Origin of the sequence: Bacillus sp. KICET-3 (assembly GCF_033261025.1) — a bacterium.
GTDB lineage: Bacteria > Bacillota > Bacilli > Bacillales > Bacillaceae > Bacillus > Bacillus sonorensis.
Genome location: NZ_CP137345.1, coordinates 2,367,659 through 2,388,885, shown reverse-complemented (window position 1 = coordinate 2,388,885; position 21,227 = coordinate 2,367,659). Strand labels below are relative to the sequence as shown.

The following is a 21,227-nucleotide window of genomic DNA, read 5'->3' as shown; positions in this document are numbered from 1 at the left end:
TACGTTTATGCACACTTCATCACCTGATGGGGGACCGGGAAGCAGATCACAAAAGACCATCAGTCGGCAGGAAAGGTTGGCAAGCCTTAAGAATATAACCAAGCCTGTAGCAGTAAAATAAATGCAACCGCAAAAACATTTGGAAACTTTCCAATTATTTGATATGCTTAGTTTGGAAACAAAATTGAACATCAAGAGCTTTGGAAGATTTAAGGTTAGTCGGTCTAACGAAATGCAAACCAGAAGCAAGCAATATGACTCAATATCCAACTCCGAATAAAGAAATGGCAAAAGACCTTAGCGTAAAAACACACCATAGAAGAGAAGGCGATGTTTCGCAGCACGAAATAAATGTAAGCGGATACATCACCTTTTTATCACAGCTTTTATTCATGAATGAAAGCGAGGCGGAAAGCGATGGGCAAAGCGGAAGTTCAACGGAATGAACCCTTCATGTTTCATCATGAATCAGCCGCTGAAGTATTTACTCCAGACGATTTTAACGAAGAAGAACAACTCATTTCAAAAACGACAGAATTATTTGTCAGAAACGAAGTCATGCCCTTACTCGAATCGATTGATCAGCATGATCACGAGAGTGTAAAAAAATTGTTTCAAAAAGCGGGAAATCTAGGCTTGCTCAGTATCGAAGTGCCGGAAGAATATGGCGGCCTGTCTCTGAACAAGAAGCTTTCAGGGCTTGTAGCCGAGAAGATGGGGGCCGGCGGATCGTTCAGCGTCTCCTTTAATATTCATGCAGGTGTCGGGACATTGCCGTACATTTATTATGGAACAGAAGAACAAAAACAAAAATACCTCCCAAAGCTCGCGACGGGAGAATGGATCGGAGCATATGCCCTAACAGAGCCTAACGCAGGATCAGACGCTTTAAACGCAAAAACGACGGCCGTTTTGAACGAGCAAGGAACCGCCTGGATTTTAAATGGCGAAAAACAGTGGATTACAAACGCTCAAGTGGCTGATGTCTATGTCGTCTTTGCGAAAACGGCGGAAGGCATGACCGCATTTATCGTAGAGCGGTCGTTCAAAGGCGTCTCGATTGGACCTGAAGAGAAAAAGATGGGGATAAAAGGTTCTTCAACAGCAACCTTAATCTTGGAAGACGTCACAATACCGGTCGAGAATGTTCTCGGAAAAGTCGGAAAAGGTCATCATGTCGCCTTGAACATTTTAAACATGGCGCGATTAAAGCTGGCGTTTTCGAACATTGGAACATCAAAACAGGCTTTGATGCTTGCCGTGAACCACGCCAAACAGCGTAAACAGTTTGACAGGCCCATCATCAGTTTTTCGATGATTCAAGAAAAAATTGCGGATATGGCGATTTCGATTTATGGAGCGGAAAGCGCCGCCTACAGGACGGCGGACAGCTTGGACCATGTTTTTGATTCTGCCGATCCATTAAACGAAAGATTGAAAAAACTAGCAAACTATGCGTCCGAATGTGCGATCAATAAAGTAAACTGCTCCGAAGTGCTCGACCGGGCCGCAGACGAGGCGGTGCAGATTCACGGCGGCTACGGATACATGCAGGAGTATGAAGTGGAACGATTGTATCGGGATGCGCGGATCAGCCGGATTTTCGAAGGAACAAACGAAATAAACCGTCTGACGATCGCAAAATTTTTGATGAAAGAGATGCAACAAAACAGCGGCACAAAGCCTGAAACCTCATTAAGCCGAAACCGGCAATTCCTTTACTTGTCCTACCAGCTTCTCAACAAATCTCTGAATGCACTGATATATTCTAACATTGATATTCAGCAGGAACAGGAATACTCACGGCTGCTCGCCGACATAAAGAAAGGAATCTATGTGATGGAATCCGTTGTCATGCGAACGGAAAAAGCGATCCAAAAGAATGGGAAAGAAAAAGAACGGTTGAAAGAGATGATGACAAACGTCATATGTGAAGAAGGGTTCCGCAAAATTAAAGAGATGACGGTGTCTGTTTTATCAGGGGCAGAATCAGATGAAACCGAAAGAAAACTCATATTGGAAGAGATTCATAGCCTTCCTGCCCCCCTCTTCAGCGACCTGTTTATTCAAAAACGTGAAATCGCAGAAATCATAGCCGATCATGAAAAATATATAGTGTGAACGGAGTGAAGTCTTGTGAAAAAAATCGGATTTATCGGTTTGGGAAACATGGGTCTGCCTATGTCGCGAAATCTGCTTTTGGCAAACTTTACTGTGTATGGAATGGACCTCAGCAAAGAAGCTGAGATGTCCTTCCATCAAGCAGGAGGAACGATCGGCCTTCCGGTTGAAAAAATGGTTGAATTATGTGACGTCATCCTTACGAGCCTTCCTTCGTCAAACGCAGTAGAAAAGGTTTTTCTAGGGGAAAAGGGACTCGTCAACCTGGCTGAACCCGGCATCCTGCTGATCGATACGAGCACGGTCACTCCTGAACTGAATCACCGGATTGAAAAGGCGGCCAGACATAAAGGCGTTGATTTTCTCGCGGCGCCTGTCAGCGGCGGTGTGATCGGGGCGAAAAACCGGACGCTTACCTTTATGGTAGGGGGTGCGAAGTCCGCTTTCGATAAGGCCATGCCTGTTTTTAACGCAATGGGCGAAAATATTTTTCATGTGAATGAGAACATTGACAGCGGAACGAACACAAAGCTGATCAACAATCTCTTAATCGGGTTTTATACAGCCGGTGTCAGTGAAGCTCTGCATCTTGCAAAACATAGCAATCTGGATCTTGATCGGCTGTTTGAGATGCTCAACGTCAGCTATGGGCAGAGCCGTATCTATGAACGCAACTATAAAAGTTTCATAGCAGATGATCACTTTGAACCCGGGTTTTCTTTAAAGCTGCTGCTCAAAGACCTCGGCTTTGCACTGGATTTAGCCAAAAAGAACAATGTGGAACTGCCGGTGAGCAAAATCCTTTTTGATCTATATGAAGAAGCCGAAAAGAGCGGATACGGCGAAAAGGATATGTCTGTCTTATACAAAAAAATAAGCGGACAAACGACAACTTTTTCGTAAGGAAAGGTGAGAAAGCAAATGATAACAACCAATGCAAAAAAAATGAAAAACAATATCAATGGAGAATGGGTGGATTCTACAGGCACCGAATCAGAAGAAGTGATCAACCCTGCTAACGGAAAGATCATCGCCTATGTGCCTCTATCTACGAGAGCAGATGTAGATCGGGCCGCACAGGCTGCCCAACATGCTTATCAGGCTTGGTCATTGGTGCCCGTCCCCAACCGGACAAGACTGCTATACAAATACCTGCAGCTTCTGCAAGAGCAAAAAGAACAATTGGCTGACATCATTACGATGGAAAACGGCAAAACATTAAAGGATGCCCGCGGAGAAGTGCAGCGGGGAATCGAAGTCGTTGAGCTTGCGACCGCTACACCTACTTTAATGATGGGAGAATCCCTGCCCGCGATCGCAAACGGCATCGATGGATCGATTTGGCGCTATCCATTGGGAGTCGTTGCCGGTATTACGCCATTTAATTTTCCGATGATGGTTCCCCTGTGGATGTTTCCACTCGCGATCGCGTGCGGAAACACGTTTGTCCTGAAAGCTTCGGAACGGACGCCTATTCTTGCCGAGAAACTTGTCGAGCTGTTCTATAAATCTGGTTTTCCAAAAGGAGTCCTGAACCTCGTCCATGGTGGGAAAGAAGTCGTAAACGGTTTATTGGAGAATGAAGATATCAAAGCCATTTCCTTCGTTGGTTCAGAGCCGGTCGCAAGGTATGTGTACCAAACGGGTACAGCTAACGGAAAACGCGTTCAGGCACTTGCCGGAGCTAAAAACCATGCGATTGTCCTGGCGGATTGCCATCTTGAAAAATCGGTTCAAGGCATCATTGGAGCGGCTTTCGGCAGCAGCGGGGAACGCTGTATGGCATGCTCTGTGGCTGCGGTCGTTGATGAAATCGCCGATGAATTCATGGAGTTGCTCGTTTCTGAAACGCGAAAGCTGAAAACAGGAGACGGCAGATCCGAGGATCACTTTGTCGGTCCGCTGATCCGTGAAGTCCACAAAAACCGCGTCCTAGATTATATCGACAGCGGCATACAAGAAGGAGCCGCTTTAGCCGTTGACGGACGCGATCCGGATGTTCAGGAAGGATACTATGTAGGAGCCACGATTTTCGATCACGTGACACCTGACATGAAAATCTGGCAGGACGAAATTTTCGCGCCGGTATTGAGCGTCGTCCGGGTAAAAGACCTTGACGAGGGGATCGAACTCGCCAATCAATCCAAATTTGCCAACGGTGCTGTCATCTATACGTCGAGCGGCAAAAGCGCCCAGCAGTTCCGCGACAAAATCGATGCCGGCATGATCGGCGTCAATGTCAATGTACCGGCTCCAATGGCGTTCTTCTCGTTCGCAGGGAACAAAGCCTCATTCTATGGAGATCTTGGGACAAACGGAAAAGACGGCATCCAATTTTACACACGTAAAAAAGTCGTCACCGAACGCTGGTTCTAACCTTTAACATACGCCCCCTCTAATAGCTGGATAAAGACCTTTAGGGGGGCTTTTTGATTTATACTGGAGGGATAAATCTTGAGCTATAAATACGTAACGCTTAAAAAAGAACATTTTATCACGACTGTCACACTGAACAATCCGCCGGCAAATACATTATCTTCTTCCTGTATCGCCGAATTGCGATCACTGTTTCAGGAACTGGCCGCAGATGATGATACAAGAGCGGTTATTATCACAGGAGAGGGCCGCTTTTTTGTGGCGGGAGCGGACATAAAAGAATTCGTATCAAAATTAGGGGATCAGGAACAAGGCTTGGCCCTCGCCGAAGGAGGCCAGGCGCTTTGTGATGAAATCGAAGCGTTAAAAAAACCCGTCATCGCCGCGATAAACGGACCGGCTCTTGGCGGAGGACTTGAACTGGCGATGAGCTGTCATTTCAGAATCGTATCAGATGAGGCGGTAGTAGGGCTGCCGGAATTAAAGCTCGGTCTGATCCCTGCGTTTGGAGGTACACAGCGGCTTCGCAATATAACAGGGACTGCCACAGCACTTGATCTCATCCTTACAAGCCGAACACTTTCAGCTCATGATGCGGTAGAGCTTAAGATCGCGCAGCTGGCCGTGAAGAAAGAGGAGCTGTTAAAGACGGCAACTGCTGTCGCGGCGTCATTTATAGAAGGAAAAAGCATGACAAGTGTCATGCGCGCAGTGGAATGTATTATACAGGGCAGCAACGAAAGCATGGAACAAGGGCTGGAAAGGGAACGAAAAAGATTTGCCGAGCTGTTTTTGACTTCCGATGCTAAAGAAGGAATTCACGCATTCGTCGAGAAACGCAAACCAGACTTTCATCATTCATAAAAGGAGGGGGATCAAGATGTCCGACGACGTTTTATATTCCGTCAACCAGCACGGTACCGCAACCATTGTTTTGAACCGCCCGAAAGCGCTCAACTCACTCACTTATGACATGGTCCGTGTGATTGGCGAAAAGTTAACAGAATGGAAGACAGATCATAACGTTTCTGTCGTCGTCATAAAAGGCGCAGGTGCAAAAGGGCTTTGTGCCGGCGGTGACATTAAAACGCTCTATGAAGCCCGCTCGTCCAAACAAGCTTTGCATGATGCAGAGCGATTTTTCGAAAAAGAATATGAGGTCGACAAGGCCGTCTATCGATTTCCGAAGCCGATCATCGCTTGCCTGGACGGGATCGTCATGGGCGGAGGGGTAGGCCTGACGTATGGAGCCAGCCACAGGATTGTGACGGAGAGGACGAAATGGGCGATGCCGGAAATGAATATCGGGTTCTTTCCGGATGTCGGTGCAGCCTATTTTTTAAACAAAGCCCCAGGTCACGTCGGACGCTACCTTGGACTAACGGCGTCTGTCATTCGCGCTGCTGATGTGCTGTTTATAAACGGTGCAGACACCTATATGGAGAGCGATGCTTTAGAGCGCTTGATCAAACAAGTGGAATATACGAACTGGCGCCTTGTCAACGTTAAAGAAACGCTTGAACAGATGATCAAGGAATTTCAAGCGGAACCGCCTCAAGAAAGCAAGCTCGCTCCTGATCAAGACGCGATTGATCATCATTTTAGGTTTGATACGTTGGAAGAGATCCTTCAATCGCTCGAAAACGAAGGAAGCGGCTTTAGCGTGAATGTGAAGAAACTTCTTCTTTCCAAGTCGCCATTTTCATTAAAAGTCGCCTTAAAACAGCTGGTCGACGGCAAACAAAAAACGATGGAAGAATGCTTTGCTACAGATCTGCTGCTGGCAAAGAACTTTTTGAGACATAAAGATTTCTTTGAAGGCGTACGGTCTGTCCTCATCGATCGTGATCAATCACCAAACTATGAGTATCAGCACGTTTCAGATGTAACCGATGATGAGGTGAATCAGTTCTTTCAACCTTCTGAAAATGTCCGTCGGAGCTGACCTTTGATGTCAGCTCTGTTTTTGTTGTGGGTTTAACCCTTTGAGATCTTAGCGCTTGCACTTAAAGTCAACTGTAAACATGACGATGAATCATGCAGAAAAATTTTAATAATCCACTTACATTCAAGTTTACTTGCTGCCTAGTTAAGTTTCGTTTATCGGTCTTTTTTAAATCGCAATTTTTCGGTATTAATATCCACCTTTGGAATATGAATACTACAAAATATGGTTGGAGGTTGATAACATGAAGACTGGAAAATCAGGCAAGTTCCTCATGTCACTTTTGATCGCTATAATGACGGTTTTATCTTTTCATACCGCATCTGCACACGCTGCACCAGACGCCATTAAGCCAAGCGAATGCTCAACTCATATCTTCACCGTTTACGACGAAACAGTTGGCATTGGCGATATTGGCCATTCGCGTTTCTATTGTGGCAGTATAAACAACGGTGTTCCAATTGAGTTTTCCGATGCCGATTTAGAAATTGCTGTTGACAATCCCCATATGCTTCATGCCTATGCCAATCCAAGCTTGAACTCGGTGGACTTTGAAGGACTCGAAAAAGGGGATGCGGAGGTCACGATTTACTGGAAAAACAAGCCTGAGGGCACAAAGTACACATTTTTATTGGTGCAGGTAAAATAATTGGCAAGGCTTGCCGCTGTAAGTATAAAAACCTTGATTGGCTGTGCGCCTTATCGCAGCGGGCGCGCAAATGATATACTCATGAAAATCGTTTGCATTTGGTTTATCGTAGCCCGGCGGGTAAGTGAAAGTTATGTTATAGAGAGTATATAAGAAACGATAAAACAAGCCGCACCGACGTGTTTATTCACAAAACGAACCTCTTTTCAAATGATATGGGTGTAAGAAAGACGCCAAACAGAATGAGGGTGATGCTCAAACATCACCCTTTTTATCATTTCCTGAATCAATCGAATCAAAAACATCACCCTAATCAAAAAAAGGAGGGAATATTGTGCTTGATGAGAAAACAATTAATTGCGAAATCGACCGCTCCAATATTAAAGGATCATAGTCATGAAATCGGTAAACATTTTTATGAATTATTATTTTCAAATTGATCAGCGGCGGCGTTGGGATTACACCGCTACTAAGCATGTTGCATACGATCGTTTTACAACAACAAGAAAGACTATTCACTCAGCAAAGAACAGCGAATTTCACGCATTTATAGAATACGCGGCCGAATTGGCGGAACAGCATCCGAATATCCGTTCATTTCATTTATATGCTATGAAGCCCCCGCCTCCCTGCAAAACTTTAAAACGGGAGGTTTTGAAAAAGTGAAATAGTAATAACTAAAGTTGATAAAGAGCCTAGAGATATCAAGGACACAATTTTTCGGTTGTTTTGCTTTTTTGAAGGTTTACTTAGTTCATGGGTTAATGCGCCCCATAAAAGCATGGATGCTAAAATAATAATACTCATATACATTTTAATCCTCCCTTTCTTATATTTTTATAGTTTTAACATTTGTCATCGATTTTACCACATTTAGGATTGAGAAGTCGATGAAATAAGGATCTCTACCTCATTCGCAGATTTTTAAATCATGATAAAATTCTATATTTGTTATTTGATTGTTAATATGGGTAATCTAAATCAGTGTTTAAGTTGTCATTCATGCTGTCATCTCCTTTATACAGCGATGTCTGTGATAGCAAATTTTTGATACCAAAAAATCGGTTTAATTCTGAAAACTCTTCGAAAACCCCTTGCAAAGAACAGCAAAAACACTGATATTTTGCGCTTTTGTGTTTTTCTTGGCCTTTATATTTATATAGGAAGGTTATATTGACTTGGAATGGCTGCAATCCATTCTTCCAGACAAGGATGCTAATTTTTATTTTTGCGGGCCGATTTCCTTTATGAAGGCTATTAACAATGCGCTGAAGCAATGGGGTGTGCCGAAAAACAACATCCACTATGAAGTATTTAACCCGATCGCTATTTTAGGGGAAGAATGAACTGAGCCTCACCCTGTTACAGCTTTTTTGGTTTCCGCATATCTTTACCATTCGTGAACATCGCCGCCCCTGGAATATTTCATTTGCAAAACTAACAGTCCTGCGAAAGAAGTTGAAATTGTTGTAGAAGGGGGGCTTCTTTATTAAACGAGTGGAAATAAATGCATAACAGCTAATGATTTGGGGATATTGAAAATACATAAAATGATAAGAAAGGGCATCCAAAATGAAACGAACTAAAATCCAGCTGCCTCTTCAAACATTGAGCCTAATTGTGGGGTTTATGGTATGGGTTGTGATTTCCTCATTAATGACATATATCAAAGAAGATATCTCCCTGTCATCAATTCAATTATCATGGGTGACGGCCATTCCGGTCATTCTCGGATCTGTTCTTCGGGTGCCGATTGGTTATTGGACGAATCGATTTGGAGCGAAGCTGATTCTTCTTATAAGCCTCTTATTTTTAATCCTGCCCGTCTATTATTTAAGTCTGGCCGACTCTTTTACTGATTTATTAATATCCGGTCTTTTTTTAGGGGTTGGAGGAGCGATATTTTCGGTCGGTGTTACTTCTTTACCGAAGTACTATCCAAAAGATCGGCATGGATTTGTCAATGGAATTTATGGAGTCGGCAATATTGGAACAGCGTTTACTTCGTTTGGAGCACCTGTTCTTGCAAATCAATTAGGCTGGGAAGTTACTGTCAGGCTTTTTCTCATTCCGCTCATTCTATTGGCTGCCCTAAATTTCTTATTGGGGGATAAACATGAACCGAAAGTGAAAACAGCTTTAAAGGAGCAAATCATCAATGTTTATCGGGATGAGAAGCTATGGTTCCTCAGTCTTTTTTATTTTATAACATTCGGCTCATTTGTTGCATTTACCGTATATCTTCCTAATTTTTTAGTAACCCAATTTAAGCTTAGTGAAGTGGATGCAGGATTGCGCACAGCGGGGTTTATCACCATATGCACATTGGTGCGTCCTCTTGGAGGGTGGCTCGGAGATCAATTCAATCCGTTTAAAGTTCTTATCATTGTATTTTCGGGTTTAACTTTCTCAGGTATATTACTGTCTTTTTCCCCAACGATTACATTATATACCGTGGGAGTTTTAACAGTTGCTGTTTGTTCGGGGATTGGAAATGGAACAACGTTTAAACTTGTACCTCTATATTTTTCAAAGCAAGGCGGAATTGTTAACGGAATCGTTTCAGCCATGGGAGGACTTGGGGGATTTTTTCCACCCCTTATTCTAACAACTGTCAATCAGATGACTGGAAATTATGCGATTGGTTTCATGGCATTATCTGAATTTGCTTTAGCAAGCTTAATTATCGTGATATGGATGTTTTATTCAGACAAGCTCAGACTGGCGGACAACATCGTTGAAAGCACAGGTCAAGGAGTAATGGTTACAGATACTAAAGGCATGATTCAAAAAGTAAATCCCGCATTTAGTGCCGTAACAGGATACAAAAAAGAAGAAGCTGTCGGCAAAACCCCCCGGCTCTTAAGGTCTGGAAGACATGACAAAAGTTTTTATAAAGCGATGTGGGATGAACTCGAGAAAAACGGATATTGGCAGGGTGAAATTTGGAATAAGCGTAAAAACGGCGAAGAATATCTCGAATGGCTGACAATCAGTGCAGTGGATAACGATGCTGGCGAAGTCATGTATTACGTAGCAATCTTTAGCGATATTTCGCAAACAAAATAAAACAAACTGCAGGGAAGCTTACTGTATACGGGCTTAGTAAAACAATCGAAAGGGAGTATCATCATGAAGAAAAAAATGTCCCCATTGCTTAAAAAGCTGACTTTTTTTGGACGCACCACTGATCTCAACACTCACAGCACTCTATCTGCCGCAGACCGCGAATCTGAGAAATACTACCGAAAAAGATGGCAGCATGATAAAGTGGTTCGCACCACCCATGGCGTGAATTGCACCGGTTCGTGCAGCTGGAAAGTCCATGTGAAAGACGGAATCATTACTTGGGAAACACAACAAACAGACTATCCGACGACAGGGCCGAATATGCCGGAATATGAACCGAGAGGATGTCCGCGCGGTGCAAGTTTCTCATGGTATACATACAGTCCCATCCGTGTCCGCTACCCGTATGTGAGAAGTGCATTGTTGAAGGTCTGGAGGGAAGCGGTGCAACAAACAAACGACCCTGTAGAGGCATGGAAAATCATTTCTGAAAATCCAGATTTGCAGAAGACATACAAGTCAGCCCGCGGCAAAGGCGGATTTGTCAGGGGAAACTGGGACGAAGTCAACATGATGATTGCTTCTCAATTGATGTATACAATTAAAACATATGGCCCTGATCGCATTATTGGTTTTTCTCCGATTCCGGCGATGTCCATGGTTAGTTATGCGGGCGGCGCCAGGTTTTTAAACTTAATTGGCGCACCGCTTCTCAGCTTTTACGATTGGTATGCCGATCTGCCGCCAGCATCACCGCAGGTGTGGGGCGAACAAACAGATGTTCCTGAAAGCTCTGACTGGTATAATTCAAGCTACATATTAGTTTGGGGCTCTAATTTGCCGCAAACGAGAACTCCTGATGCGCATTTCTACGTAGAGGCAAGGTACAACGGTACAAAAGTGGTTTCTATAAGTCCGGACTATGCTGAGTTTGTGAAGTTTGCCGACCATTGGTTAAACATTAGTCCAGGTATGGATGCAGCGCTAGCGATGGCAATGACACATATCGTTCTCAAGGAATTTTATGTTGATAAAAAAACGCCGTATTTTGAGGATTATATAAAAAAATATACTGATTTGCCTTTTTTAATCACATTAAAGAAACATGGCAACCACTATAAAACAGATCGATTTTTACGCGCAAGCGATCTGGGGATGAACGTAACCAAGGCAGAATGGAAAACCATTGTATTTGATAAAAATTCAAATCAATACGCTGCTCCTAATGGAACCATGGGCCACCGCTGGTCGGAAGGGGGAGAGTGGAATTTACACCTGAAAGATACTGAAAATCAGCTCGGAGATCTTGAGCCTGCACTCACCTTTCTAGGAATAGAAGACAAAAGCGTACTGCTTCAGTTTCCTTACTTCGGCCAAGAACAAAAGCAAATTATGTCACGCGGAGTACCAGTCAAGGCAATTCAACAAAATAGCGAAACCGTTTATGTCACTACAGTGTTTGATCTCATGCTGGCGCAAACAGGCGTAAATCGCGGTTTGCCTGGTGATTATCCAAAAGATTATGATGATCCCACACCATACACTCCCGCATGGCAGGAACAAATAACAGGTATCGACCGCAAGCTCGTCGCTCAAATCGCAAGAGAATTCGCTCAAAATGCTGTTGATAGCAAAGGACGTTCGATGATTATTATGGGGTCGGGCATCAATCATTGGTATCATTCCGACACCATTTACAGGGCGATCCTTAACCTTGTTTTGCTAACGGGCTCACAGGGAGTAAACGGCGGTGGCTGGGCACATTATGTCGGCCAGGAAAAAGTGCGGCCCCTTGAAGGATGGCAAACTGTCGCGATGGCTCGTGACTGGGGAGGCCCGCCGCGTTTACAAAATGGAACCTCTTTCTTTTATTTCGTCACAGAGCAGTGGCGGTATGAAGACCAAAAGTCTTCAGATTTAATTTCACCGTTAGTCGACAAGCCCAGATACCATCATCTTGGAGATTATAATGTGCTCGCCGCAAGATTGGGATGGCTTCCTTCCTATCCGCAGTTTAATAAAAACCCCATTAGATTATATGAAGAGGCGAAGGCAGCCAGTAACGATGAAGCCGTAAAGTATGTTGTGGATCAAATTAAAAATGGCCAAATGAAATTTGCAATTGAAGAGCCGAGCAATCCCGTTAATTTTCCAAAAACGTTATTTGTATGGCGCGGGAATTTAATTGGAAGTTCTGCAAAGGGGCATGAATACTTCCTAAAACACCTGCTCGGTACACATTCAAGCATTTTAGGAGACCAAGATCAATCCCTGCACACAGAAGAGGTAGATGCAACATCGGTTGCACAAGAAGGAAAGCTCGATTTATTAATCAATCTGGATTTTCGGATGTCTGGCACAGGATTGTATTCCGATATTGTCTTGCCGGCTGCAACCTGGTACGAAAAGTATGATATCAGCTCAACCGATATGCATCCTTTTATTCACCCATTCAATCCGGCGATTACACCTCCATGGGAAAGCCGGTCTGATTGGGATACATTTAAAAAGTTGGCCAAAACATTTCAAACTTTAGCTGAAAAATACCTTCCGGAGATAGTAAAAGATATTGTGGCCACACCACTTCTTCATGATACGCCGGATGAGACGTCACAGGCTTTAGGATTGATCCCCGATTGGAAAAAGGGTGAAAGCGAACCTGTTCCTGGAGAGAATTTTCCACGCATTCATGTCGTGGAAAGACAATTTACCAAAGTATACGATAAATTCATTGCGCTGGGACCGAATATACGGGAAAAAATCGGAGCAAAGGGGCTAAGCTGGGATGCCAAAGAGGAGTATGACGAATTAAAAGATATATTAGGCACGGCGAAAAGTACAAAAGAATATAAAGATTGCCCCGACATCTCAGCAGACCGAAACGCTGCAGAGGCTATCCTGACATTATCCAGTACGACAAACGGTTCGCTCGCGATGAAAGCTTGGGATACATTGGAAAAGAAAACGGGACAAAAACTAAAGGATCTGGCCATTGAACGTGCAGAAGAGCATATCTCATTTGATGAAATTTCCGCCCAGCCGAGAAAAGTATTATCATCTCCGGTATATAGCGGTACTGAAACAGGAAATCGCCGTTACTCACCTTTTACGACAAATATAGAACGGCTTATTCCATTCCGCACATTAACCGGCAGGCAGCACTTTTTCCTTGACCATGAAATCATGCAGGAATTCGGAGAAGATCTGCCGACTTTTAAAGCGCCTTTAAGAAAAGCTGCTTTCTATAATAAAGATGGTCAGCCCGCATCAACAACACAGGAGATCAAACTGCGCTATTTAACGCCGCATTTTAAATGGTCATACCATAGCACATACTATGACACATTGCCGATGCTTACGCTGTTCCGGGGCGGACCGCATGTGTGGATGAATAATAAAGATGCGGCAACTGTGGGTATACGTGATAATGATTGGCTTGAAATGTACAACCGCAACGGTGTCGTCGTCGCCAGGGCTGTTGTCAGCCATCGATTACCGAGAGGGGTAGCATTTATGTATCATGTTCAGGACAGAACGATTAACGTTCCCGGGTCAAAAATAACGAAAGAACGCGGAGGGACTTTTAATAGCCCGACAAGGATTCACGTTAAGCCGACGCAAATGATAGGGGGATACGCCCAGCTTAGCTACGGATTTAATTACTATGGTCCGACCGGAAACCAGAGAGATGAACAAGTCGTTATTCGGAAATTAGAACGAAACGAGGTGGATTGGCTTGAAGATTAAGGCGCAATTTGGCATGGTAATGAACCTTGACAAATGTATCGGCTGCCATACGTGCAGTGTGACATGTAATAATACGTGGACAAATCGTACAGGCGCCGAGTATATGTGGTGGAACAATGTTGAAACAAAACCGGGTGTCGGATACCCGAGAGAATGGGAAAACCAAGAAACCCAACGCGGAGGCTGGGAGTTAAAAAACGGGAAGATCGAACTGAAAGCCGGCGGCCGCGCCAAAAAGCTGCTGAATATTTTTTACAACCCTGATTTAACTCGAATTGATGATTATTATGAGCCTTGGACCTATGATTACGAAAATTTAATCAAAAGTCCGCAGAAAAAACATCAGCCGGTGGCAAGGCCTATCTCCCAGCTTACCGGCGAATACATCGATTTAAAATGGGGGCCGAACTGGGAAGACGATCTTGCAGGTGTTTATGAAACGGCTCAAAAAGACCCGAACATGCACAATGTTGATGAACAAGTCATTCAAGAGTATGAACAAGCATTTATGATGTATTTGCCGAGAATCTGCGAACATTGCATCAATCCATCATGCCTTTCATCTTGTCCGTCGGGAGCTATTTACAAGCGGGATGAAGACGGTATCGTGCTTGTTGATGAGGATTCATGCCGCAGCTGGCGTTTTTGTATGTCAGGCTGTCCGTATAAGAAAGTTTATTTTAACTGGAAGACAAATAAAGCTGAAAAGTGCACGTTTTGTTTTCCGCGTATTGAAAATGGCCAGCCAACAGTTTGTTCTGAAACGTGTGTCGGGCGCTTGCGCTATATCGGCATTGTGCTTTATGACGCAGATAAAATAGAAGAAGCGGCATCTGTTGAAAATCCACAGGATTTATATGAATCACATGTAGATCTTTTTTTGGACCCAAAAGATCCAGAAGTCGTGAGGCAGGCAAAAAAAGACGGGATTCCGGAAGATTGGATAGAAGCAGCCCAAGCGTCCCCCGTATATAAGCTTGCAGTCGAATATAAGGTGGCATTGCCTCTGCATCCTGAATACAGAACCTTGCCGATGGTATGGTACATTCCGCCTTTGAGCCCTATTACCAATACATTCGGCGGTCAAATTGATACATTAGATCCAAAAATCATTTTTCCGACGATCAAGCAATTCCGAATCCCCATCCAATATCTTGCAAATCTAATGTCCGCAGGGGATACAAAAGTAATTGAACGGGTGTTAAAGAAAATGGTTGCCATGAGGAGTTATATGAGAAGCGTTAACCTAAAGCAATCATTTGATCAAGCCATCCTTAAAGATGCCGGTTTAACGGAAGAAACAGCCGTAGAATTGTATGAGTTATCCGCGATAGCGAAATACAATGATCGTTATGTCATTCCAAAATCTCATCGGGAAGAGGCCGGCAATATGTATTCCGGTCAAGGTTCAGCAGGCTACGACTTTATGGAAGGCTGCTCAGGCTGCAGTTTAGGCACTGAAAAATATGAAGATTTATACGCATTCAGTGAAGAATATTGGAGTGATCTAAATGGAAATGCAATGGATGGAAGAAAATAGACTCGTGTTTAAGCTTTGTTCATTATTCTTGAGATATCCGGAAAAAGAATGGACTGAATCGGAAGAAGCGGACGAGCTTGTGGATGAGATCGCAAACAAAGGAATGAAACACTGTCTCCGTCAGTTTTTGGCCTATGCGAATGAAACCCCTTACAAAATATTGTGCGAGAATTATGTTCGATGGTTCGACTTTAGCGAACAAAAAACCCTTTATTTAACCCATGGAAGATTTGGAGAGAATAGAGAGCGCGGGCTGGCTTTTGTAAAACTGAAAATGGAGTTTGCAAAAGCCGGGTTTTACATTAAAAACGATGAATTGCCTGACTATTTACCCCTTATTTTAGAGTTTGCCTCCATTGCTGATAAAGACTTTGTTCAAAAAGTGTTTTTAATTCACAAAAAAGCAATCGATCAATTACTGACAGAACTTGAAAAAGAGGATAATCCGTATGGCTTTTTATTAAAGGCCTGTTTAACAGCCATTGCGGCATATTTGCCATCTAATGAAAACGACCTGGGTCATCATGCAGGCTAAATCAAATTGGAGGGATCATTATGACGGAATTAGATTATTTCTTATGGGTGATCATTCCCTATTTATCATTGACGATTTTTGTTGTCGGTCACATCCATCGTTATAATACAGATCAGTTCGGATGGTCAGCTCAATCAAGCGAATTTATCCAAAAGGATCATTTATTAAAATGGGGGAGTACACTGTTTCATTATGGTGTCATTTTTGTTTTCTTCGGACATGTGGCAGGGGTGTTGATTCCTAAAGGATTTTATGATGTTGTCGGCATTACTGAACAGATGTATCATTTTGGCGCCATATGGTTCGGAGGAGCCGCTGGAGTAATGATGGTTGTTGGCGGAGCATTGTTGACAGTACGCCGGCTTAAAAGCAAAAGGGTAAGGAGGAACAGCTCAAAGAAAGATCTGTATGTACTACTCCTCATCGGAGTTGTGACGGTTGTTGGATTTACGAATACTGTCGGCTATACGGCAACCGGAGGAGAGTTTGATTATCGGGCAACCATAGGCCCATGGTTCAGGGGAGTTTTGAGTTTTCAGCCTTCACCATATTTAGTGATGGATGCACCGCTGGGGTTTCAACTTCACATTTTGGCAGCATTTGTGTTATTTGCTGTTTGGCCGTATACGAGATTAGTCCATGTATGGAGTCTGCCTTTAGAATATCTGTCGCGGAAGTATATCGTATATCGAAAAATGAATCCGAAAAAAGCACTGAAATATATGGAGCGGAAAAATTAGTTTTTTGCAGATCAAAAAGCCACTTCGGCATAATCCAAAGTGGCTGAATTTGAGGATGGTTTCCCAAATGCTTAATGATGATCCAGCAAATGGGCCTCTTCATCCCGATTATGTATTTGAACCAGAACATAGATCGCTTTAAAGCGGTCGAGCACGTCATCAGTTACTCCCTGTCCATCCAGCAGTTCTTTAATCTCGCTTACAAGAATGCGAAGCAAATCATGGTCACGCTTGAGCATGCTCAATGTATGGGAGATATCTGGATTATCTTCAAGTTTTCTCTTGTACAACCCTTCTTCTTCCGAGTCGGCGTGTGCAATTGTACGAGTTTCCCAATGATCCAGAAGAGCCTTCGCTGCAATCATGGCGTGTTTTTCGTGTTTTTCACGATAAACACGTTCCAATACTTCCATCAAATCTCTTCCTTCGGTTACGGCACCATCATGGATCGATCTATGGGCGCCCAATTTGTTTAAAGACGGTCCTGACATAAAGCAAGCCTCCTTTTTTCTGAACGTTCACATCCAGTATGAACAGATATTTTCATGCTCAAACAAGGGTGACATGTCATCCAGCGGGAAAACAACATCAAATAGACCTTTTCCTTCTCAACAATGTCCTCGATGTATAGCCGATAACTGTCACACTGATTTCGCGCCTGCAATGCCAACCTCAGCCAATCAAGCATTGTAACGTATCCCTATAAGTTTGTAATGTCAGCAGAACACTCCCGGCAATAAATTGAGATACATCGACGTTTTTTATTCATGTCTAAAAGAGACAGTATTAAGAACGCGTTCAGAAAAAAAGGCTAGACATATTATTTATTTTATACAAAAATAGTAGGACAAAAAATAATTTATAATGGGCAAGAGATAGACCAAAGCGAATTCTATGCCGAAGCTTGCAAGCATATTAAGCGATGTCAGCTCATCACCCCCGCAGGATTTATGATTAGAACATGATAGGAAGTGACTTATGATTACATTCAAAAATGTATCAAAGCAATACACAACCGGAACTTATGCTGTGAAATCATTTAATGCAGTCATCAAAAAAGGAGAATTCTTTGTCATTATCGGTCCCAGCGGCAGCGGAAAAACAACGGTACTAAAAATGATCAATCGTTTAATCGAGCTGTCTGACGGTACGATTTTTATTAATGATCAAAAAATAAGCGAATATGATATTCATGAATTGCGGTGGAACATCGGCTACGTCCTTCAGCAAATCGCTCTTTTTCCGAATATGAGTATCGAGGAAAACATAGCAGTCGTTCCGGAACTGAAAAAATGGAGCCGGGAAAAAACGAAACAGCGGGTCGACGAGCTTTTAGAAATGGTCGGATTGAAACCTGACATATATCGCAAAAGAAGGCCTGATGAGCTTTCAGGAGGCCAGCAGCAAAGAATTGGCGTGATACGGGCCTTGGCTGCTGACCCCGAAATGGTTTTAATGGATGAACCGTTTAGCGCTCTTGATCCAATAACAAGAGAGAAATTACAGGATGATCTTCTGGATTTGCAACAAAGCATAAACAAAACGATTGTATTTGTGACTCATGATATGCAGGAAGCCTTAAAGCTGGGGGACCGGATCTGCATTATGAATCAGGGTGAAATTGTGCAAATCGGTACACCTGATGAAATTTTGATGCATCCCGCCAATGATTTTGTAAAAGATTTCGTTGGGGGGCAGGAAAGATTGACCGACGAGAGGCTGAATCTCGAAAAAATCGTCCGGCAAATGGAATATACGGAAGAGGGGTCTTTTGAGACAGTGCCTGTATCAACTTCATTGCAAGAGGTTTTGAGTAAATTGGAACATCATGACCACATCTTTGCAGAACGCGACGGCCAGATTATAGGGGCTATCGACAGAAAAGGCATCATCCAATATCTGGCTCATCACATGCAAAAGAGAGGCAGCGCGAATGAATAATTTTTTTCATGATTTAGCAGAAAGAAAAGGACAATTGATAAATGCATTGCTGGAACACATTCAAATTTCACTTATCGCACTCTTTTTTGCAGTTGTGATATCGATTCCCCTCGGTATTTATTTGACGAGAAAGCCAAAAATAGCGGAAGGCATCATCGGGGTAACGGCCGTTTTGCAAACCATTCCCTCGCTGGCCCTTCTCGGCCTTCTGATTCCCATCGTTGGTATCGGGAAAGTACCTGCGATTATAGCTCTTATTGTCTATGCATTGCTTCCGATTTTAAGAAACACATATACAGGAATTAAAGAGATTGATCCATCTTTGCTAGAGGCGGCAAGAGCAATGGGGATGAACAGTCAAAAAAGGCTGATCAAGGTAGAGCTTCCTTTGGCTATGCCGGTTATCATGGCAGGCATAAGAACGGCTATGGTATTAATTGTCGGCACCGCAACACTGGCGGCCCTTATCGGCGCCGGAGGCTTAGGTGATATCATTCTTCTTGGGATTGACCGAAATAATACTGAACTCATTGTACTTGGAGCGATACCGGCGGCCATCCTGGCCATCATTTTTGATTTTCTGCTCCGCAGCTTTGAAAAGCTGTCATTTAAGAAATTATTAGTCGGCATTGGGGGATTTGCAGCCGCGACCATTATCATCTTGGCCTTGTCATTTTCTTACGGACAGGGAGGCAAACATATCGTCATCGCGGGCAAACTTGGTTCTGAGCCTGACATATTAATCAATATGTACAAGCTTTTGATTGAAGAAGATACCGATTTACACGTAGAAGTAAAACCGGGGTTTGGCAAGACTTCATTTGTGTTTCAAGCATTAAAATCAGGGGACATAGATGTTTATCCCGAATTTACTGGCACCGCAATCTCTGAGTTTTTAAAAGAAACTCCTGTCAGTACAGATCAAAAACAGGTCTATGAACAAGCAAGAAAAGGAATGCTCAAAACATTTGACATGACGTTGTTAAAGCCGATGGCGTATAACAATACTTATGCATTGGCAGTACCAAAACAGCTGGCCCTAAAATACCATTTAAAAACGATTTCGGACTTAAAAAAACATCAGGAAAACATCAAAGCCGGTTTTACACTCGAGTTTGCAGACCGCGAAGATGGATACCGCGGTATCCAGAATACTTATGGAATTACATTTTCAAATGTCGCCACGATGGAGCCGAAGCTTCGGTACAACGCAATCAAAACAGGCGATATTCAGGTGGTAGATGCTTATTCAACGGACAGTGAATTAGAACAGTATAACTTGTCTGTTTTGAAAGATGACAAACATGTATTTCCTCCATATCAGGGCGCACCTTTGCTGAGAAAAGAAACCCTGCAAAAATATCCTGAAATAGAACAGGCATTAAATAAACTGGCCGGAAAAATATCTGATCGCAAGATGCGTGAAATGAATTATCAGGTGAACGTTAAAGGCAAACCTGCAGAAGAAGTGGCCCGCGGGTTTTTACAAGAAGAAAGGCTACTGAAGTAGGCGCTCAAGGGCTGGCATCAATCAGAAAAGCTATACGCTGGTTTCTTGCAGAAATAAGTATATGCAGAGCTTCGGAATCTATGTAAAAAATTGCAGCGGCTTAAAAAGGGTGATGCACAAACATCACCCTTTTTATCATTTCAGGAAAGCGGCTAACATTTTTACGAATGATGAATTTCCAAAAAGATGAGTGGACGTCCCGCTTTATCCGGCAATTTCAGCTGATTCAAACGTACCGTTTCGATTGCCGCTAACAATGATCGAGTGTCCCCAAAACATATCACCGTCATCAAAGAATACTTCAAAGTCTCCCTCAGGATACACACTGATACTGCTCAATTCCATAAGCGCGATAAACATCTCCTTGGTGATCTCGTCAACCTCCGCTTCATCATTATCCTGCAGCCAGTCGTTGGCCAGTTCGACCAATTCTTCGGCAGCGTAAGCCCGTATTTTCGCATTCCAATGCGCTTGGTCTTGAAATAAAATATGTGCGGTTTCCAGCGAAGCCTTCATCTGCCGATCGTCTTCATCCCAGTCAAAGTAGAGCTTTCCATGTTGTCCGGCCCAGGTGATGTCCTTCTCAAACACATTGACCGACTTGAACAGCGCAAAGGTGCCCAATTTCTCGTCCTCGTAATATACCGGCTCCAGCGATTCCTTCAAAATACTTTGCAATTCGTCGTCCTGATAGGCCGAATCTACAACCTTTACAAGCGTCATGGCCTGATCTCCCATACGAACATACAGTCTGACAACGGCATTCGCTTCCAATATATCTTTCGTTTTTTGCCATTCGTCATCATCGGCAAGCCATTCCAACTGCAGCTCTTCCTGAACAGCAGACTTGCTGCCGCTGAGCTCTTTCCAGGCAATCAACGGAATGGAGGCATTCCACATTTCATCGTCGTTCGCTCTCCATGCTCCAATACCGGATGGACCGGTGACTGCGGCCACCTCAACCACTTCGTTCTTAAATCGCCTTTCAAACTGCTTCTTTTGACTCGATCTCCCCATACTGTCTTCCTCCTGTTTCACTATGTATATCTGTCGT

The 21,227-nt window shown here is 43.5% G+C and carries 17 protein-coding genes and 1 pseudogene; 16 read left to right on the top strand and 2 right to left on the bottom strand.

The window, feature by feature from the left end:
* Positions 1-254: 254 nt before the first annotated feature.
* The 14 genes and pseudogenes from R5H20_RS12140 (at position 255) to narI (ending at position 16,722) form a co-directional block, all read left to right on the top strand.
* Positions 255-446 carry a hypothetical protein gene (locus R5H20_RS12140; RefSeq protein ID WP_006637117.1) on the top strand — a complete coding sequence of 64 codons (192 nt, stop codon included), beginning with the start codon at positions 255-257 and terminating at the stop codon, positions 444-446.
* Positions 418-2,121: an acyl-CoA dehydrogenase family protein gene (locus R5H20_RS12135; RefSeq protein WP_006637116.1), complete on the top strand. Its 1,704-nt coding sequence runs from the start codon at positions 418-420 to the stop codon at positions 2,119-2,121. Before R5H20_RS12140 ends, R5H20_RS12135 begins: the two co-directional genes overlap by 29 nt.
* Before the next feature lie 15 nt (positions 2,122-2,136).
* Positions 2,137-3,024, top strand: coding sequence for an NAD(P)-dependent oxidoreductase (locus R5H20_RS12130; protein ID WP_006637115.1), 888 nt, complete (start codon positions 2,137-2,139; stop codon positions 3,022-3,024).
* An 18-nt stretch (positions 3,025-3,042) separates the two neighbouring features.
* The gene (locus tag R5H20_RS12125) at positions 3,043-4,497 is read left to right on the top strand and encodes a CoA-acylating methylmalonate-semialdehyde dehydrogenase (RefSeq protein WP_006637114.1); all 1,455 of its coding nucleotides are present in this window, start codon (positions 3,043-3,045) and stop codon (positions 4,495-4,497) included.
* 78 nt (positions 4,498-4,575) lie between these two features.
* Positions 4,576-5,361 (top strand): enoyl-CoA hydratase-related protein, encoded by a 786-nt coding sequence (locus R5H20_RS12120; protein WP_006637113.1) that lies wholly within the window; start codon positions 4,576-4,578, stop codon positions 5,359-5,361.
* Positions 5,362-5,377: 16 nt separating this feature from the next.
* Positions 5,378-6,442 carry an enoyl-CoA hydratase/isomerase family protein gene (locus R5H20_RS12115; protein WP_006637112.1) on the top strand — a complete coding sequence of 355 codons (1,065 nt, stop codon included), beginning with the start codon at positions 5,378-5,380 and terminating at the stop codon, positions 6,440-6,442.
* 244 nt (positions 6,443-6,686) lie between these two features.
* Positions 6,687-7,091 (top strand): hypothetical protein, encoded by a 405-nt coding sequence (locus R5H20_RS12110; protein ID WP_006637111.1) that lies wholly within the window; start codon positions 6,687-6,689, stop codon positions 7,089-7,091.
* 436 nt (positions 7,092-7,527) lie between these two features.
* Positions 7,528-7,644 carry a hypothetical protein gene (locus R5H20_RS23600; protein ID WP_326183464.1) on the top strand — a complete coding sequence of 39 codons (117 nt, stop codon included), beginning with the start codon at positions 7,528-7,530 and terminating at the stop codon, positions 7,642-7,644.
* 610 nt (positions 7,645-8,254) lie between these two features.
* Positions 8,255-8,437: pseudogene (locus R5H20_RS12105) on the top strand (nitric oxide dioxygenase); the annotation flags it as partial.
* A 226-nt stretch (positions 8,438-8,663) separates the two neighbouring features.
* The gene (locus R5H20_RS12100; protein WP_006637108.1) at positions 8,664-10,160 is read left to right on the top strand and encodes a nitrate/nitrite transporter; all 1,497 of its coding nucleotides are present in this window, start codon (positions 8,664-8,666) and stop codon (positions 10,158-10,160) included.
* 63 nt (positions 10,161-10,223) lie between these two features.
* Positions 10,224-13,907 (top strand): nitrate reductase subunit alpha, encoded by a 3,684-nt coding sequence (locus R5H20_RS12095; protein WP_006637107.1) that lies wholly within the window; start codon positions 10,224-10,226, stop codon positions 13,905-13,907.
* Entirely contained in the window at positions 13,897-15,447 is a 1,551-nt protein-coding gene (gene narH / locus R5H20_RS12090; RefSeq protein ID WP_006637106.1) for a nitrate reductase subunit beta, read from the top strand. Before R5H20_RS12095 ends, narH begins: the two co-directional genes overlap by 11 nt.
* Positions 15,419-15,982, top strand: a complete 564-nt coding sequence (gene narJ, locus R5H20_RS12085) for a nitrate reductase molybdenum cofactor assembly chaperone (RefSeq protein WP_006637105.1) — start codon at positions 15,419-15,421, stop codon at positions 15,980-15,982. The genes narH and narJ overlap by 29 nt, the downstream gene beginning before the upstream one ends.
* A gap of 20 nt (positions 15,983-16,002) precedes the next feature.
* Positions 16,003-16,722 (top strand): respiratory nitrate reductase subunit gamma, encoded by a 720-nt coding sequence (gene narI / locus R5H20_RS12080; protein ID WP_006637104.1) that lies wholly within the window; start codon positions 16,003-16,005, stop codon positions 16,720-16,722.
* Between the two features lie 71 nt (positions 16,723-16,793).
* On the opposite strand, the gene R5H20_RS12075 is transcribed toward narI, so the two are convergent.
* Positions 16,794-17,213: a hemerythrin domain-containing protein gene (locus R5H20_RS12075; protein WP_006637103.1), complete on the bottom strand. Its 420-nt coding sequence runs from the start codon at positions 17,211-17,213 to the stop codon at positions 16,794-16,796.
* A 487-nt stretch (positions 17,214-17,700) separates the two neighbouring features.
* Between R5H20_RS12075 and R5H20_RS12070 the strand changes: the two genes are divergently transcribed.
* On the top strand, positions 17,701-18,663 hold the full coding sequence (locus tag R5H20_RS12070; protein WP_006637102.1) for an ABC transporter ATP-binding protein: 963 nt from the start codon (positions 17,701-17,703) through the stop codon (positions 18,661-18,663).
* Positions 18,656-20,173 carry an osmoprotectant update ABC transporter permease/substrate-binding subunit OpuFB gene (gene opuFB / locus R5H20_RS12065; RefSeq protein ID WP_006637101.1) on the top strand — a complete coding sequence of 506 codons (1,518 nt, stop codon included), beginning with the start codon at positions 18,656-18,658 and terminating at the stop codon, positions 20,171-20,173. Before R5H20_RS12070 ends, opuFB begins: the two co-directional genes overlap by 8 nt.
* 204 nt (positions 20,174-20,377) lie before the next feature.
* Here the strand turns inward: opuFB and R5H20_RS12060 are convergent, their stop codons facing one another.
* Positions 20,378-21,190, bottom strand: coding sequence for a DUF2262 domain-containing protein (locus R5H20_RS12060; RefSeq protein WP_006637100.1), 813 nt, complete (start codon positions 21,188-21,190; stop codon positions 20,378-20,380).
* Positions 21,191-21,227 lie beyond the last annotated feature (37 nt).